Raw genomic sequence first — 16,017 nt, 5'->3', positions numbered from 1 at the left:
CGATAGAGGACAACGTCCCGCCTGATTCATTCAGCGAACTGAACCGGATCCCCGGTCCCTGGCTCCACGTCAGCGGCGCGCAAGTGAATGCGCAACGCTGAACCTGGCCGCACGGCGTTGGATGCGGTGCATATGGCCGCGATGGCGTGCCGTGGCAGGCAGTGGCACGGGGCGGGAAAAGAACCATGTCTTTGTCCCCTCCACCAGGACGAGATATATGACAACCGTTGCCAGCAGCGCAACGAAGAAGACAACGGGCACCGGGTCGAAGCCCAGAACCCTTCCAAGCGGCGACAACGGCAGCACGACTCCAGCGGCGACAACCCCCAGTGACGCCCAGAGCAGCCCCGCAGAGGGGCGGCTGCGCAGGAACGGCACCCTCCGGGTCCGGATGGCAAAGATGATCAGCGTCTGTGTCGCTATGGATTCGATGAACCAGCCCGTGCGAAACTCACCCGGCATCGCGTGAAAAACCATCAACATGAGGGCAAAGGTGGCAAAGTCGAACAACGAGCTGATCGGACCGAAGACAAGCATGAAGCGCCTGATGAAGGCAATGTTCCAGTGCGACGGGGCAAGCAGTTGTTCCTTGTCCACCCGGTCTCCGGGGATGGCCAGCTGCCCGCTGTCGTAGAGCAGGTTGTTGAGCAGGATCTGGCCCGGCAGCATGGGCAGGAAATTCAGGACCACCGATGCTGCAGCGGCACTGAACATATTGCCGAAATTGCTGGAGGTTCCCATGAGGACATATTTGATGGTGTTGGCAAAGATCCTCCTGCCCTCCCGGACGCCCTCGGCCAGGACGCCGAGGTCCTTGTCCATCAGGACGATGTCCGCGGCATCCTTCGCGACGTCGGTGGCGCTGTCAACGGAGATGCCGACGTCGGCATGGTGCAGGGCCAGGGCGTCGTTCACGCCGTCGCCCAAAAAAGCGACTGAACGGCCCTGCCCGCGTAAAAGGCCGATGACGCGGGCCTTCTGTTCCGGCGAAACACGGGCAAAGATTCCTGCCTCCCGCAACACACCAGTAAGTTCCGCATCCTCCAGGGCGTCAATCTGGACGCCGGTCAACGTTCTTCCGGTGCTCAGTCCCAAGTCCCGGCATACCTTTTCGGCGACCCGGCCATTGTCGCCAGTGGCAATCTTGACGGTGATGCCCAGCCTGGCGAGCCCGACCAGGGAGTCCTTCGCATTCGCCTTGGGCCGGTCCAGGAAAACGAGGAAGCCGGCCAAGGCCAGTCCGCGCTCATCCGCCGGTTCGATCGCAGCCAGTCCCGTGGCAGGCCTGGAGGCTACAGCAACCACGCGGGAACCGGCGTCGTACAGGCGCTCGAGCAGGGCCTGGGTTGCCGGCGGAATGTCTTCACACAAGAGCAGGACATCCTCCGGCGAGCCCTTGGTGACCATTGTCCGGTTGCCGGCCGCATCACCCACCAACGTACTGGTCCGGCGGCGCTGGTGGTCAAACGGAATGATGCCGTACCTGCAGTAGGCGGTCGGATCAAAGCCGCGGGCTGCCGGAGCCTCCCACAACGCCGCGTCCAGGGGATTCTGGCCAATGGCGGAGACGGCACCGTGGGAGTAGTCGGCCTCCGTGGCCACGAGCCCCAGCATAAAAAGGGCTGCCGCCGTGAGGTCCGAACGGACGGGCAGTGCGGAGGTGAAGCTGATATGCCCTTCGGTCAGCGTGCCGGTCTTGTCCGTGACGAGCACATCCATGTCTCCCAGGTCCTCGATGCAGACGAGGCGCTTAACGAGCGCCCGTCTGGCCGCCAGCACCCTGGTGCCGGCAGCCAGACAGGTGCTGACCACGGCGGGGAGGAGCTGCGGCGTGATGCCGACGGCGATGGCCAGGGAAAACAACAGCGAATCGAACAGGGGCCGTCCAAGCGGCAGGTTTGCAATGAAGATCAGCGTGGTCAGGACCACTGCAACCTGCAACAGCAGGTACGAGAAGCGCTTCAGGCCCAGCTGGAATTCAGTTTGGGGCTGGCGCTCGCCGAGTCCCATGGCGATCCGGCCAAATTCCGCCCGGCCGCCCGTGCTGACGACCACGCCGGTGCAGCTCCCGGCCTGGACGACCGTCCCCATAAAGATGCAGCTCGTTAGGTCCCCGATGGCCGCATCCCCTGAGACGGCGGCGGGTGCCTTTTCCACCGGAAGCGACTCCCCCGTGAGGATGCTTTCATCACACAACAGGCCCTCACTGGCCAGCAGCCGGATGTCGGCGGGGATGACAGCACCCAGTGTCAGCCGGACAACGTCGCCGGGCACCAAATCCACTACGCCGATCTGGCATTCCTTGCCGTCCCTGAGGACCACAACGGTGTGCGTGACGCGGGAGTGCAATGCCTCGGCGGCCCGCTCGGCCCGGAATTCATTGCTGAATCCCAGGCCAACGCTGGCCACCAAAATGACGCCGATGACTGTCGAATTCGTCGCATCCCCCAGAAACAGGGAAACGCCGGCGGTGACAATCAGCAGGATCAGGATGGGGCTTTTGAGCTGGCGCCACAGCACCGGCCAAGGGCTGGCCCCGTGTGTGCGCAGGGCATTGGGGCCGGATTCGGCCAGCCGCCGGTGCGCCTCGGCAGTGGAAAGCCCGTGGCTGGTGGAGCCCAATGCAAAAAGGGCCTGCCCGGGCTCCTGCCGTGAAGCATCTGCCGCTGTGAGCGCCCGAACCCTTGTCGCGGATGGCTTAGACGCCTCCAGCCGGCTCATCGACATCCCGCCGCTCCGATCGCTGGATGGCGGCTCCCTGTGCCGCATCGGGGTCGTCCGACGCATGGACCACAAGGACGGGGCACTTGGCGTGGGCGACACAGGCCGAACTGACAGATCCCAGCAGCAGGCCCGCGAATCCGCCATGGCCGCGTGAGCCAAGGATGAGCAACTGCGCAGACTTCCCCTGTTCCATCAACACCTGCGCCGGCTGGCCGCGGTGGCATTCGGCAGTCAGGCCGTCCGGTGGTCCGTCCCCGAAGGCGTCAAGCAGCGCCTGGGCCAGCACCTGGTGTGCCACGGCTTCGGCGTCCCAGTCGGAAGCCGTGTAGGGGCCGTACGTCACTTCCAGATGCCACGTCGTGACGGCCTTGATACCGGCACCCAGTGGGACGGCCAGCTTTTTTGCCCACTTCAATGCCAGCAGTGACTGCGGCGAGCCGTCCACTCCCACTACAATCGGCAGGCCGATGCCTTGCGTTGAATCGTCCATGACTTCCTTCGTTCTGTGCCCATCCGCAGCCGGCCCCACTCCCACCGGCACCTGTGGAACCGGCCCCGGACTTGGGGGCTGTGGTCCAGCTGTCCTTGCTGCCATTCCCATGCTGCCTGCAGCCCCGCCAGGCTGCACAGGGTACAAGGACCCTAACGCCGACTCGGAAGCGGTGGAAGGCTGGCACCAACCGGAACGATCGAACACATTGCCACAAGTCCACTTTGCCCGAAGGGGGTGTACCTTGAACAGCATTCGCCAGCCCTTCACGCAGCATGCTCCAAACGCAGCCACGTCCGCCGGTTTGCACGAGGAGTGGGCCCTCTTGGGCCGGTACTGGGATGCGGCCAACTACTTGACGGTGGTGCAAATATACCTACAGGAAAACGCACTGCTCCGTCACAGGCTGGGCGTTGCCGACATCAAGCCGCGGCTGCTTGGACATTGGGGAACCAGCCCGGGGCTGTCGTTGATCTACGCGCACCTCAACCGGCTGATCAACAAGACGGGCGCCCAATTGTTGTTCGTGGCCGGCCCTGGCCACGGCGGACCTGCAGTGGTGGCAAACCTCTACCTCGAGGGGAGCTACTCCGAAACGTACCCGCAGATCGGCCGGGACGCCGACGGGCTCCGCCGCCTCATCCGCCAATTCTCAACCCCCGGGGGCATACCCAGCCACGTCGGCCCGCCCACCCCCGGTTCCATCCACGAAGGAGGGGAACTGGGATACTCGCTCATGCACGCCGCAGGAGCGGTACTGGACAACCCCGGGCTCATCGCGGCCTGCGTCGTGGGCGACGGCGAAGCTGAAACCGGGCCCCTGGAAGCTTCGTGGAAGGCGCCGGCATTCCTGAATCCCAGCCGGGACGGGGCCGTGCTGCCCATCCTGCACCTCAACGGCTGGAAGATTTCCGGACCCACCGTGCTCGGCCGACAGTCCGACGGGCAGGTCCTGGACCTGCTCCGGGCACACGGCTGGGACCCCGTCGTTGTTTCCGGCAGCGACCCCGCCGTGGTCCACCCGCAACTGGCCAAGGCCCTCGAGGACGCCCATGCCGGGATTCTCGCAATACAAAAACAAGCGCGTCGGCATGGCGTGAGCGGCCCGGCACGCTGGCCGGCGATCATCCTGCGCACGCCCAAGGGGTGGACCGGCCCACGTGAAGTGGATGGCATGCAGGTGGAAGGCACCTTCCGCGCCCACCAGGTGCCGCTAACCGGTGTGCGGGAGAATCCCGCCCACTTGGCCCAGCTGGAGTCCTGGCTGCTCTCCTACAAACCGGAAACCCTGTTTGACGACGCCGGGCGGCTGGTCCCAGAACTGGCTGCCCTCGTCCCGCAGGGAAAGCTGCGCATGGGCGCCAACCCCGCGGCGAACGGCATCAGCGGCAGCGCCCCGCTGCCGCTGCGTCCCCTCGATCTTTACGCTCTTGACGTGCCCGCTCCGGGGGCCGTCAAGCACGAAACCACCAGGCCGCTGGGCGAAATGTTCAGGGACATCTACACGGATACCGCCCGAGACCCCCGATTCCGGCTCTTCTGCCCCGATGAGACCAACAGCAACCGGCTCGGCGCTGTTTTCGAAGCCACCGATAGATGCCTCATGGAACCGTCCCGGGAAGGGGATGACCACGTTTCCCCGCACGGTCGGGTCATGGAGGTCCTTTCCGAGCACCTATGCCAGGGATGGCTGGAGGGGTACCTGCTGACGGGGCGGCATGGGTTCTTTGCCAGCTATGAGGCTTTTGCCATGGTGAGTGCGTCGATGACCGTCCAGCATGTCAAGTGGCTCCAGCATGCCCGGGAACTGCCGTGGCGCAGGCCCGTTCCAAGCCTGAACATCCTCCTGACCTCCACCTGTTGGCGCAACGACCATAACGGCTTCAGCCATCAAGGTCCGGGCCTGATTGACACCGTGCTGTCGCTTTCCGGTTCCGTGGTCCGCGTCTACCTGCCACCGGACTCCAACACCTTGCTCGCCACCGCGGCCCGCGTTCTCTCGAGCAAGGACCATGTGAACCTGATCGTCGTGGACAAGCAGGTCCACCCGCAGTACCTGAACCTCGACGACGCCCGGGCACATGCCGCTGCCGGTGCCTCCGTCTGGTCCTGGGCCGGGAACGCTGGAGCAGCCGAGCCGGACATTGTCTTGGCCTGTGTCGGCGACGTTCCCACCGAGGAAACACTGGCGGCCGCCTGGCTGCTCCAACGCCACGTGCCGAAGTTGCGTGTCAGGGTGGTCAACGTCATGGACCTGCTGGTGCTGCCGCCGCGGGACGTCCATCCGCACGGCCTGTCCGACGACGCATTTGACGCGCTTTTCACCGCGGAACGTGACGTGGTCGTGGCCTGGCACGGATACGCCCGGGCGTTCCATCAACTCCTGCACGGCAGGAAAAGTCCAGGCCGGTTCCACGTCCGGGGATACAACGAACAAGGAACCACGACAACCCCGTTTGACATGGTGGTGCTGAACAGGATGAGCCGCTACCACCTGGTGCTTGAGGCCTTGAACCGCATCAACCGCTTCATCCCCGGGGTGGACCGGCTGCGGGCCCACTGCGGGGAAATGCTAACAAGACACGAAGCCTACGTGCACGAACATTTTGAAGACCTCCCCGAGATCCGCGACTGGACATGGACGCCTCCCCCCACGGGTGGCGCCGGCATCAACCGAAATGTCGAAGGTAATGATGAAAATGAATGAACGCAGGGAACCACCGATCATGATGGTCGGCGTTGACGGATCAGCGTCCTCGATCGAGGCGCTGCGCCAGGCCGAACGGTTCGCCATACGCATGGGGGCTCAAGTCCAGGCACTGACCTGCTGGGCCGTCCCCACGATTTACGAAGATCCCTACGGTGTGGGCTTTGTCGACTACGAAAAGAGTGCCCAAAAGGTGCTTGATCAGGCCGTAGAACAAGCCTTCGGGGTCGATTGGCCGGAGAACCTGACAACACGGCTGGTCCGAGGGCCCACGCGCGAGACGCTGATCGAGGAAAGCCGCCACGCCATGATGCTCGTCCTGGGCCGGCGCGGCTTCGGCGGATTCCGGGGACTTCTCATGGGATCCGTCAGCTCGGCCTGCATCGCGCACGCCCACTGCCCGGTGCTGGTAGTCCACGATGGAAACGGCGCAGGCAAGAGAGGAAACCACCATGCATGAGCTGCTGAGGCAGGCCGGACGCGCAATTACGCCTGGTACGTATTTTGGTTGGGGCGAGGTGACAATCCAGTCGGGGAACCTGGTCATCATCATCGCCATGCTGGCATTGTTTGTCCTCGCACTGCTATTGCCCTTTCCCGGGGGAAGGAGCCGAAAGTGAACCGGCACACCGGCCCGGCGCCGGAAACCCCGGACCTCGAAACAGGCCTCTACACGTGGACGGGCAAATCCCGCCGCTGGCTGCTGAAACAGCTCCCACCCGAGAAGCTGCTGCCTGAGGACCAGCCAAGCTACGTCGCCTCATGGGCCTATGTCTTCGGCATGGGCGCCGTAGCAGCATTGATATTCATCATTGGCTCGGGGGTGGTGCTGAGCCTCAATGGACCGCAGTGGTACCACGTCTCTGGGCTGGGGCATTTCCTCAACAGCGCCCACCTGTGGAGCGTGGAACTGTTCTTCATGTTCATGGTGGTCCACCTGTGGCTCAAATTCTGGATGGCCGCATGGCGCGGAGGCCGCGTGCTGACTTGGATCACCGGCATGGTGGCATTTCTCGTTTCCATCGTGACAGCGTTCACCGGTTACTTGTTGCAGACCAACTTTGACTCCCAGTGGATCGCTTTCGAGGCCAAGGACGCACTGAATGCCGTGGGCGTTGGGGCGTGGTTTAACGTGGCCAATCTCGGGCAGGTCTTTATGTGGCACATCATGCTGCTGCCACTGGCCGTCGGCGCCGTTGTCGCCCTGCATGTCGTGCTGGTCCGCGCCCACGGGGTGGTCCCACCACTGGATGCTGCAGAAACTGATGCGCAACTTAAGTATCCCAGCGGTAGCGCACCCGAAAACGAGGCTGATCAGCCATGAACAAGTCCCCCTCACCAATGTCGTGGCGGAAAGGCGACAACATCGCGGGCAGGCCGTGGCGGGGACGCGTCCGCGACTACGACCTGTTTAAGGAACTGACGATCGGAGTCATTGTCGTCGGGCTGCTCGTGGTCGGCCTCTCGGCAATATTCAGTTCACCGGACGAGCCCGGGGTGACGCTGAAATCTTGGGCAGCGGCGGCGCCGTCGGACTTTGTCGCCACGGCCGCCTCTGAACTTGGCGGCACCAGCGGAACCGCGGGATACGGGCCACCTTACAATTCGACGGCGGACGCATCGCAGCACCTGGGGTTCTTCAACCCGCAGGAACTGTCCGGCGTTCGACTCCCCATCGACACGGCCCAGGACTTCGTCATCAACCCGCTCAAGACGCTGCCGACCCCGCCGCCTGCGCTGGCAACATGGACTGCCGCCACGGCCGCCCAGCAAGCGAAGTGGACAGCCGACTACAGTGCAGCACTCGCGGCCGCGCCCGACGGCGATCCTGCCCGGGTCCCCAGCGGCAACTACGGACCCGTTCCGGCCCTGACGGGGGCCCTGCTCGGCATGGCCACCGCCGGCAACTTGGACGGCGCCTTGCAAAACAGCGGGCAGCCCTACAACCTCGACTACACGCCCACCATCCTGTTTCTTGGGGACGGCAACTACTTTCCCAACCTGGCCGCGGCGGCACACCTGACAGGAGACAAATGGGGCGTCATGAACGAAACAGGCAACACACCGGGCCAATCCTGGCTCTGGCTGTTCTCGCTCTTGTACCAAGTGGAACCCTACAAGTCATCACCCAATGCAGACATCCTCGTAGTCGCAACAATGCTGGTGCTCTCGCTCCTGCTTTTGCTGCTGCCCTTCATCCCCGGGCTGCGCTCCCTCCCCCGAAAGATTCCCGTCCACCGGGTGATCTGGAAGGACTACTATGCCAACCGGTAGTCCGGGCGCGCACAGCGGCGAACCTCATGCCTACAACATCGCCGGACGCTTAAACTGGCTGCGGGCCGGGGTTCTGGGCGCAAACGACGGCATCGTCTCGGTCGCCGCCACCGTCGTGGGCGTTGCGGGCGTGACCAACTCGCCCACGCCCATTATGGTGGCCGGCATCGCCGCCGTGGTGGGTGGTGCAATCTCCATGGCCTTGGGCGAATACGTATCGGTCAGCAGCCAACGCGACAGCCAGCGGGCCCTCGTGGAAATTGAGCGGCGCGAGTTGGCCGATGCCCCGGAAGCAGAACTGGCCGAGCTCGCTGGACTCTACATGTCCAAGGGTCTCAGTCTTGAAACGGCCCAGCGCGTGGCCGAGGAACTTACCGAACATGACGCCCTGGCCGCCCACCTGTCCACCGAATTGAACATAGACCAAGACGAGCCGGCCAACCCATGGCAAGCCGCCTACGCCTCGGCGGCCGCCTTCACCGCTGGTGCCATCCTGCCACTGCTGGCCATCCTGCTCCCACCCGGCGCCTTCCGAATCCCGGTGACATTCCTCGCCGTCCTGGTTGCCCTTGCACTGACTGGAACGCTGAGCGCCGGCATCGGGGGCAGCTCCAAGAGCACCTCGGCCACCCGTCTCGTCATCGGCGGTGGCCTGGCACTCGCCGCAACCTACGGCATCGGCACGGTCCTCGGTGCGAGCGGGGTCCTGTAGCCACCATCGCCAACAAAGGATTGGGGAACGGGCGGGTCAACAGTCCGGAGATGGATGGCTTAGGCATTGATGACCCAGTCCCGGCAGACCAATCTAGGTGATCAGTCCGGGCTCCTGAGCGCCGCGCGCCGGGCAAGGAACTCCTGCTCGTCAATTTCCCCGCGGGCGAAACGTTCTGTGAGTATGCGCTCGGCGTCGTGGTGCGGCGTCAGCCCGCCCCGACCGGAGTATGAACCCCTGGCCAGCACCACCATGGCTACCGCCACCGCACCCCCGACAACGAGCATCACCGCCGCCATGACCAACCATGGGCCGATCCCCCAGCCGGCCCCGTCCCATTGATACATCATGATCATTCCTCCTTAAATCAGGCTACGGCCGTCCGCCTTCACGTGACAGGGGACAAGGTCCCTGGCGAAGCCGGCGTGGCAGCGTGTGCCCGCTTGCGACGGAAGGACTTGAACACTTCATCGGCGCCCCACACAAGGAACGGGAACGGCAAGAGCAACAGCAACTGCCACGGTTCCGGAACCGCAGTGCCAAATACCAGCTGCAAAGGCGCGATGCCCACCACGGCGGCGCTGAACACGAGTTCAAACACGATGCCCCCGAGAAGAATGCGGTTGGTGGTCACCCCGATCCTGAGCAGCGAGACGGTCTGGGTGCGGGCCGCCATGGCCGTTCCCACCTGGCAGGCTACGATCCCGAGGAAGGTCATCGTGGTGGCCTGCTGCCAGAGCACGTGCATCTGCCCCGTTGACACGTCCCTGCCCGGAACCCAGCCGCCAGCCAGCAACGTGACCAGGAAGGCCCCGGAAACAAGGAGTGCGGACATGCCGCCGAGCACACCCCAGGCACGGGCCAACATCAAGGCGCTGATCACGTTCTCCGTCCGTGGGCGGGGCTGGCGCTGCATCAGGCCTGGTTCGGCAGCCTCCCTCCCAAGCGCGAGCGCCGGCAGGGTTTCGGTAAAGAGGTCTATGGCCAGGATCTGCATCACGGTCAGGGGTAGCGGCACCTGGCCACCGGATGCCGCGTAGATGAGGAACGGAACGACTTCGGGCGTGGCATGGGCAAATATGTAGACGATGAACTTGCGCACGTTGTCATACACCCGGCGCCCCGCCTCCACAGCGCTGACAATGGAGGCGAAGTCGTCATCCGTGAGGACCATGGTTGCCGCCTCCCGGGCCACATCGGTCCCGGACTTTCCCATCGCCACGCCAATGTCTGCCCGGCGCAGGGCAGGTGCATCGTTGACGCCGTCACCGGTCATGGCCACAACGTGTCCCAAGTCCTGCAGGGCATCAGTGATGCGGAGCTTGGCTTCCGGGGAACTGCGGGCAAAAATAAGCTCACCGCCAGCTTCCAGCAACTTGTCAAGGCCCGCTTCGCTCATCCTGTCCAGCTCGTCGCCGGTGACGGTTTGCAGCCCGTCCCCGCCAATGCCCACCCGCCGGGCGATGCCGGCCGCCGTCAGCCCGTTGTCGCCCGTGATGATGATCAACCGGATGCCGGCCGAATGGCAACGTGCAACGGCCGTGGGAACCTGCGGCCGCGGGGGGTCAAACATGGCGACAAGCCCCAGGAAGGTCAGCTCGCGTTCCACCGCCCCGCGCGGGAGCCCTGGGAGCGCGTCCGGCGTCGGCCTGTCCGCCAAGGCCAGGACCCGCAGGCCCTCGGCCGCCCACCGGTCGACGGCCGCCCCGATCGACACGCGGTCCCCTTCCGTGAGGTCCCGGTCGCCATCCGCGGCGGCAATGCGCGTGCACAGCGGGAGCAGGTCCTCCGGCGCGCCCTTGGCGTGGACGGCGATGGTGGGGCCAATCCTGTCCACGGTGGACATGCGCCTTAGCGTTGGATCGAAGTGGAATTGCGCCAGCCGCTCGGCGTGGAGGCTGCCAGCTGTCACGCCCATGCCGGCGGCCAAGTGCAGGAGCGCCAGTTCGGTTGGGTCCCCAGCCTCGGCTGCTTCTGGCGTGAGTCCAAGACGGGCGTTGTTGCAGGCGACGCAGGCGGCGGTGAAACGAGCCACCCACACGTCGTGGGGCGGCGGCAGCTCATCCGCGCGATGCCCGCCCGTCCCAGTCGGCATCCAGTAGTTGAGGACCCTCATGCGGTTCATGGTCAGCGTGCCTGTCTTGTCCGTGCAGATCACGCTCGTGGAACCCAGCGTCTCCACGGCCGAGATCCGCTTGACAAGGGTCCCGCGCCGCGCCAGAAGCCTGACGCGAACGGCCAGGGCAAGCGTAATGGTCGGCAGCAGCCCTTCGGGCACGTTGGCAACCAGCAGCCCGATGGCAAAGTTCAGGGTGTCCCCCAGCGACAAGCCGGTCAGGAGCATGCCGGCGGGGATGAAGGCGAGTCCCATGGAGACGGCGACGACGGCGATCAGCTGGGCCACCCGTCCCACCTGCTTCTCCAGGGGGCTCAGGTCATGCCCGGCCCGCTGGGTGAGGGCCGCAATCCGGCCCATCTCCGACTGCATCCCGGTGGCAAAGACCACCGCCGCGGCCTCCCCGCCGGTGCACGAGCTGCCGCTGAACACAACGTCGGGCGCCTGCAGTAGCGGTCCTGGCCTGACACTGCCGATGCCGATGTCGACAGTGCGGAATACCGGGAGCGACTCGCCGGTGAGCGTTGAGACATCCATTTCCAGTGAGCCGTTCAGAAGCCGTCCGTCCGCGGAGACCCGGTCACCCTCGCGGACAATCATCACGTCGCCCGGCACAAGCAGTGCGGCGTCGACAAGAACTTCCTCACCCTCCCGCAGCACCCTGGCCTGGGCCGGCAGGTAGGCGCTCAAAGCCTCCACGGCGCGCTCGGCGTGGCGTTCCTGAAAGAAAGCAAACAAGGCGTTGAGGACAATCACGGCGACGATGGCAATGGAAAGCGGGATCGTCCCGGTCACCAACGAGAGAACGGCGGCCATCGACAGCAGGAGGGCAAGCGGATGCACGAACTGCTTTCCAAGCTCCCTTGACCAATGCTTGTCTCCGCGCCTGACCAGTTCATTGCGTCCATGGACCAGCAGGCGCCGCTCGCTTTCGCGTGCTGAGAGCCCCTCGCGGCGCCCCCGAAGGTCACGCAACAGCCGTTCGAGGGGCTCCTGTGGATTCAGGACAGGGTCCCCTGCGTCCCCACCGGGCACGGCGAGGACCCCGTCGGAACTGTCAGTAGCCATTGGCTCCATCCATGGTGGGTAGTGACTGATCTCCACTTCATCGTGCCAGCGGCGGCAGGACGGGCAAAGGGGCTTTGGGCTCTATTCACGTCTCCCGGGCGGGCGTCTACTGGAAGTACGGCTTGCACTTGCGCGGCCGCAACCTTTCAACTGACAGGAGGAAGCACCATGACTGAATTGCTGAGTTGGACCCCCTTTGACGCCGCCCGATGGGCCGCCCCGTTCGATCTGTTCACGAGGTCGCCGTTTAGCGTCTTGGATTCGTTCCAGCGCCTTTTCGACGGGGGCACAGAGAACACCGCCATGCGCGTCGAGGAAGCCATCGAAGACAACATGCTGGTGGTCCGCGCCGAACTGCCCGGGGTTGATCCCGACAAGGATGTCGACGTGTCCATCGCCGACGGAGTCTTGAACATCAGCGCCACGCGTGAGCAGAAGACCGAGAAGCGCACGGACGGCAGCTACCGCACGGAGTTCCACTACGGATCCCTGCAGCGGAGGATCGCGCTCCCGGACGGCGTCAGCGACACCGACATCAAGGCCTCCTACAAGGACGGCATCCTGGAGGTCCGCACACCGCTTCCGGCCAAGGCAGTCCCGGCTGCCCCGGCAAAAGTGGCCATCACCCGTGCCTAGCCACCGCCAGTTACACGGCAGGCACCACTACCGTCGGCGCTAACCCCCAGACTGAAATGAGCGAGACATGAAGCAAGACACGGCAACAGATCGCAAGATCCAGCGCGAAGTTGAATCGGAACTCCAATGGACACCGGACGTGCAAGCGGCCCGAATTGGCGTCAGCGTTGAGAACCACGCTGTCACCTTGACTGGAACCGTCAGCAGCTTTCCTGAAAGGATGGCTGCCCGGCGTGCGGCACAGCGGGTCAAGCGCGTCAGTGCCGTAGCCGATGAACTCACCGTCCACTATGCAGGTGCTGCACTCACGGACAGCGACATCGCCCAATCGATCTCGCACGTGTTGGAGTCCAGCGCCGTCATACCCGCCGGATCCGTCAAGGCCAGCGTGCGCAACCACACCGTCACCCTCACCGGTTCCGTGCCGTGGAATTTTCAGCGGGACGCGGCTGTCCGTGCCGTGGGGGCGATCGCGGGCGTGGGCTATGTTGAGAACCACATCACGCTGCCGGTCCGTCCCTCCCGCGAGGCCTTGGCAGAGAAGATCAAGGACGCCTTGGCACGCAACGCGGCCCTGGCCGCCAAGGAGGTGCACATCGACGTCGATGACGATCAAGTGACGCTCAGCGGGCATCTGCCAACCTGGCTCGAAAAGAAGCAGGCCGGCCTGGTCGCCTGGTCCTCGCCAGGCGTCCGGGCCGTCCGCAACAACATCACTGTCGGATCCGAATGACACCCAGCCTGCCAAGGAATCCGCGGCATGGGAGGCCCCAACCTCACGGTTGGGGCCGCTCGGCGTTGTCGCCGCGGGAAGACCCGGCAGGCCTGTTTCCATGCTGTTCAGGCCTTTGGTCCCTGTTCCCGCTCCCGGCGGCACCGTAGGATTTACCTCATGAGAGACAACGCCGTGGCACCCAAAGCAAGTATCCTCACCACCGAGCAATGCTGGAAGCTCCTTTCCGAAACTTCCGTTGGCCGACTCGCTGTGACGGTTGAGGGCCGCCCTGACGTCTTCCCTGTCAATTACCGGATCGATGAACAGACCCTCCTTTTCCGAACCGGTGGCGGCACCAAGCTCGACGCCATCTCGGCGGACGCCCTCGTGGCGGTCGAGGCGGACGCCGTGAGCGCAGAGTTTGGCCTGGCGTGGAGCGTGGTGGTCAAGGGCCGGGCAGAAGTTTCGAAGGACTCAGGCACTGCTCTCAACAGCACCGCACAAGGGCTTTTTCCGTGGCAGGGCGTCGGAAAGGACCGCCTGGTGCGGATCGTTCCTGAAACTGTGACTGGCAGGCGATTCACCCTCGACGCGTCCATGACCTGGCATGTACCCTTGGACGAAGCCATCCGGGCAGGACTCGAATAGTCCCGGTACGGGTGGCTCCGGTAGGGGGCGCCGCTTGGCTATGAGCTGCCCGGCTGTCCTTTAGTTGGGCACAGCCTGGTGGCGCACAACAGTGCACTCTTGTGTTTCCAGTGACACGTGCAGGCTGTCACCCGGGCCCAGCGTCTGCGCCACTTCCTCAACGCTGAGACGGATGGGCGCGGCGTGGCCGGATGCCAGGAGCACTGAAATGGCATCCGGGGTGAGGCTGACGGATATGGCCTGGCCACGGTACGAAAGTTGGAAGTTCACGTGTGAAACCTCATGCGGCAGCAACGGGTGCAGCCGGAGCGTGTCGTCGCGGGTTTCCACACCGCCATAACACCGCAGCACCATATCCGAGGTTCCGGCCATTGCCCCGAGATGGACGCCTTCGCGTGTTGTGCCACCCTGCGTGTCCTGGACATCGCATTCCAACGCCTGGGTGAATAGCTCCCACGACTGCTCACGGTCGCCGCGGGCGAGCACCCAACTGTGCGCGAGCCTGCTCAAGGTTGAGCCGTGGCTGGTCCGGGCCAGGAAGTATCGAATTGTCCGTGGCACCAAGTCCGGGGGCATCGGATAGCCAAGCCGCTCGAACACGCCGCTAAGTTCCTCTGCGGACAGCAGATAGAACAGCATGAGCACGTCGGCCTGTTTGGACAGCTTGTAGCAGTTGGTCGAATCGCCTTCCGCCTGCAGGATAAGGTCCAGGCGGGCAATGTCACCATACAGGGCCCGGTACCGGTCCCAATCGAATTCCTCCAGATCCTCGTACCCCTCGAATTGACTGATGACGCCGTCTGCATGGAATGGCACCCGCAGCCGCCGGCTGATTGTGTCCCATTCGCCGAGTTCCCTTGGCCCCAGGTTCAGCCGCCGATTCAAAGCACCGCCGTCCTGCTCAGCGACGAGCCCAACCGCTTCTCCTGTCTTCGCCAACACCCAGGCTGTCAGCACGTTCGTGTAGGCGTTGTTACGCAGCCCTTCACCCGGATGGCCCGGATAACCATCGTGGAACTCGTCGGGCCCCATGACCGCCGTGATGTCGTATCGGTCCCCTGCCGGATCGAGCGTGGCCAGGCCGGCGAAGAACCTGGACACCTCAACCAGGATTTCCGCACCATAGCGGGCCAGGAACGTCATGTCGCCGCTGGCCTGGAAGTATTGCCACACATTGTAGGCCACGGCCAGGCCAACGTGGCGCTGAAGATGGGAGTTGTCCGGCATCCACTGTTGGTCGCGCACGTTAAAGAGCGCCGTGGGGGTCTCCTCCCGGCCATCGCTTCCACTCTGCCAGGGATACATGGCCCCGGTGAAACCCGCCGCCAGAGCTGCAGCACGGGCCTCGTCGAGGCGGCGGTACCTGTACAGCAGAAGGCACCGGGTGAGCTCGGGCCGACGCAGGGTCAGCATCGGATAAATGAAGAGTTCGTCCCAAAATATGTGGCCACGGTACCCTTCACCGTGCAAACCGCGCGCCGGGGCGCCAGCGTCAAGGTCCGGGTCGGCCATGGCAATGGATTGCAGGACGTGGAAGGTGTTGAGGTTCAGGGCCTTGCACTGCTGGCGTCCAGCTCCCAGTTCGACCCCGAACCGTTTCCACAACCTGTCCCAAGCGCGCAGATGGGCCGAGAGGAGCGCCTCTGCACGTGGCGCCCGGCGAACGCGGCTGCTGGCGGAGAGCGCTGCCGTCGATACGGCCCGGTCGCGAGAGGTGGACGCCGCGGCCGTTCGTTCGATGGTGACCGGAAAGCCTGGCGCCAGGCAGAACGACACCATACTGCCTGCCCGGCCAGCCTCAGGCAGTGGCCGGCGGGTGCAGGCCATCTGCTCCCCCTGGGCGTCGTAGACGCTGGTGCGCAGGGCCAGTGCAATGCTGATGCCGGACTGGCTGGTCCGCGACTGCCACAACACGCTTTCATCGTCC

14 protein-coding genes are annotated in these 16,017 nt (G+C 64.5%); 9 read left to right on the top strand and 5 right to left on the bottom strand.

Annotated elements, in window-relative coordinates; translation table 11 throughout:
* Positions 1-69: 69 nt before the first annotated feature.
* Together mgtA and G6035_RS14230 are read right to left on the bottom strand one after the other, a co-directional pair.
* A complete protein-coding gene (mgtA, locus tag G6035_RS14235) occupies positions 70-2,721 on the bottom strand; it encodes a magnesium-translocating P-type ATPase (protein ID WP_176617762.1) in 2,652 nt (883 codons plus the stop codon).
* Positions 2,699-3,214, bottom strand: coding sequence for a universal stress protein (locus G6035_RS14230; RefSeq protein ID WP_176617761.1), 516 nt, complete (start codon positions 3,212-3,214; stop codon positions 2,699-2,701). The genes mgtA and G6035_RS14230 overlap by 23 nt, the downstream gene beginning before the upstream one ends.
* A gap of 253 nt (positions 3,215-3,467) precedes the next feature.
* Between G6035_RS14230 and G6035_RS14225 the strand changes: the two genes are divergently transcribed.
* From G6035_RS14225 to G6035_RS14200, 6 genes are read left to right on the top strand one after another with little or no spacing between them, the layout of a single operon-like run.
* Positions 3,468-5,921 carry a phosphoketolase gene (locus G6035_RS14225; protein WP_371131024.1) on the top strand — a complete coding sequence of 818 codons (2,454 nt, stop codon included), beginning with the start codon at positions 3,468-3,470 and terminating at the stop codon, positions 5,919-5,921.
* The gene (locus G6035_RS14220) at positions 5,914-6,381 is read left to right on the top strand and encodes a universal stress protein (RefSeq protein ID WP_176617759.1); all 468 of its coding nucleotides are present in this window, start codon (positions 5,914-5,916) and stop codon (positions 6,379-6,381) included. Before G6035_RS14225 ends, G6035_RS14220 begins: the two co-directional genes overlap by 8 nt.
* Positions 6,374-6,541 (top strand): hypothetical protein, encoded by a 168-nt coding sequence (locus G6035_RS14215; RefSeq protein WP_176617758.1) that lies wholly within the window; start codon positions 6,374-6,376, stop codon positions 6,539-6,541. Before G6035_RS14220 ends, G6035_RS14215 begins: the two co-directional genes overlap by 8 nt.
* Positions 6,538-7,245: a cytochrome b N-terminal domain-containing protein gene (locus G6035_RS20650; RefSeq protein ID WP_176617757.1), complete on the top strand. Its 708-nt coding sequence runs from the start codon at positions 6,538-6,540 to the stop codon at positions 7,243-7,245. The genes G6035_RS14215 and G6035_RS20650 overlap by 4 nt, the downstream gene beginning before the upstream one ends.
* Positions 7,242-8,195: a hypothetical protein gene (locus G6035_RS14205; protein WP_256127999.1), complete on the top strand. Its 954-nt coding sequence runs from the start codon at positions 7,242-7,244 to the stop codon at positions 8,193-8,195. Before G6035_RS20650 ends, G6035_RS14205 begins: the two co-directional genes overlap by 4 nt.
* A complete protein-coding gene (locus G6035_RS14200; RefSeq protein ID WP_176617756.1) occupies positions 8,182-8,907 on the top strand; it encodes a VIT family protein in 726 nt (241 codons plus the stop codon). Before G6035_RS14205 ends, G6035_RS14200 begins: the two co-directional genes overlap by 14 nt.
* A 101-nt stretch (positions 8,908-9,008) precedes the next feature.
* Here G6035_RS14200 and G6035_RS14195 read toward each other — a convergent pair whose 3' ends face one another.
* Positions 9,009-9,257, bottom strand: a complete 249-nt coding sequence (locus G6035_RS14195) for an SHOCT domain-containing protein (protein WP_176617755.1) — start codon at positions 9,255-9,257, stop codon at positions 9,009-9,011.
* Positions 9,258-9,295: 38 nt separating this feature from the next.
* On the bottom strand, positions 9,296-12,091 hold the full coding sequence (locus G6035_RS14190; protein WP_218063237.1) for a cation-transporting P-type ATPase: 2,796 nt from the start codon (positions 12,089-12,091) through the stop codon (positions 9,296-9,298).
* Between the two features lie 168 nt (positions 12,092-12,259).
* Here G6035_RS14190 and G6035_RS14185 point away from each other — a divergent pair, with 168 nt between their 5' ends.
* From G6035_RS14185 to G6035_RS14175, 3 genes are all read left to right on the top strand, one after another.
* Entirely contained in the window at positions 12,260-12,727 is a 468-nt protein-coding gene (locus tag G6035_RS14185; protein ID WP_176617753.1) for an Hsp20/alpha crystallin family protein, read from the top strand.
* Between the two features lie 67 nt (positions 12,728-12,794).
* Positions 12,795-13,460 carry a BON domain-containing protein gene (locus G6035_RS14180; protein WP_176617752.1) on the top strand — a complete coding sequence of 222 codons (666 nt, stop codon included), beginning with the start codon at positions 12,795-12,797 and terminating at the stop codon, positions 13,458-13,460.
* A gap of 159 nt (positions 13,461-13,619) precedes the next feature.
* The gene (locus tag G6035_RS14175) at positions 13,620-14,090 is read left to right on the top strand and encodes a pyridoxamine 5'-phosphate oxidase family protein (RefSeq protein ID WP_176617751.1); all 471 of its coding nucleotides are present in this window, start codon (positions 13,620-13,622) and stop codon (positions 14,088-14,090) included.
* A 60-nt stretch (positions 14,091-14,150) separates the two neighbouring features.
* On the opposite strand, the gene G6035_RS14170 is transcribed toward G6035_RS14175, so the two are convergent.
* Positions 14,151-16,017 (bottom strand): glycoside hydrolase family 65 protein (locus G6035_RS14170; protein ID WP_176617750.1); only part of this gene is annotated, 1,867 nt, incomplete at its 5' end.

Origin of the sequence: Arthrobacter sp. SDTb3-6 (assembly GCF_013376095.1) — a bacterium.
Classification (GTDB): Bacteria; Actinomycetota; Actinomycetes; order Actinomycetales; family Micrococcaceae; genus Specibacter.
Note: the sequence above shows the minus strand (reverse complement) of the source record. Positions and strands in the feature narration are given on the sequence as shown.

Bases quoted from the DNA above. Each gene is read 5' to 3' on its own strand.
- mgtA (WP_176617762.1), bottom strand. From the start codon at position 2,721: ATGAGCCGGCTGGAGGCGTCTAAGCCATCCGCGACAAGGGTTCGGGCG.
- G6035_RS14230 (WP_176617761.1), bottom strand. From the start codon at position 3,214: ATGGACGATTCAACGCAAGGCATCGGCCTGCCGATTGTAGTGGGAGTG.
- G6035_RS14220 (WP_176617759.1), top strand. From the start codon at position 5,914: ATGAATGAACGCAGGGAACCACCGATCATGATGGTCGGCGTTGACGGA.
- G6035_RS14215 (WP_176617758.1), top strand. From the start codon at position 6,374: ATGCATGAGCTGCTGAGGCAGGCCGGACGCGCAATTACGCCTGGTACG.
- G6035_RS14205 (WP_256127999.1), top strand. From the start codon at position 7,242: ATGAACAAGTCCCCCTCACCAATGTCGTGGCGGAAAGGCGACAACATC.
- G6035_RS14200 (WP_176617756.1), top strand. From the start codon at position 8,182: ATGCCAACCGGTAGTCCGGGCGCGCACAGCGGCGAACCTCATGCCTAC.
- G6035_RS14195 (WP_176617755.1), bottom strand. From the start codon at position 9,257: ATGATGTATCAATGGGACGGGGCCGGCTGGGGGATCGGCCCATGGTTG.
- G6035_RS14190 (WP_218063237.1), bottom strand. From the start codon at position 12,091: ATGGCTACTGACAGTTCCGACGGGGTCCTCGCCGTGCCCGGTGGGGAC.
- G6035_RS14185 (WP_176617753.1), top strand. From the start codon at position 12,260: ATGACTGAATTGCTGAGTTGGACCCCCTTTGACGCCGCCCGATGGGCC.
- G6035_RS14180 (WP_176617752.1), top strand. From the start codon at position 12,795: ATGAAGCAAGACACGGCAACAGATCGCAAGATCCAGCGCGAAGTTGAA.
- G6035_RS14175 (WP_176617751.1), top strand. From the start codon at position 13,620: ATGAGAGACAACGCCGTGGCACCCAAAGCAAGTATCCTCACCACCGAG.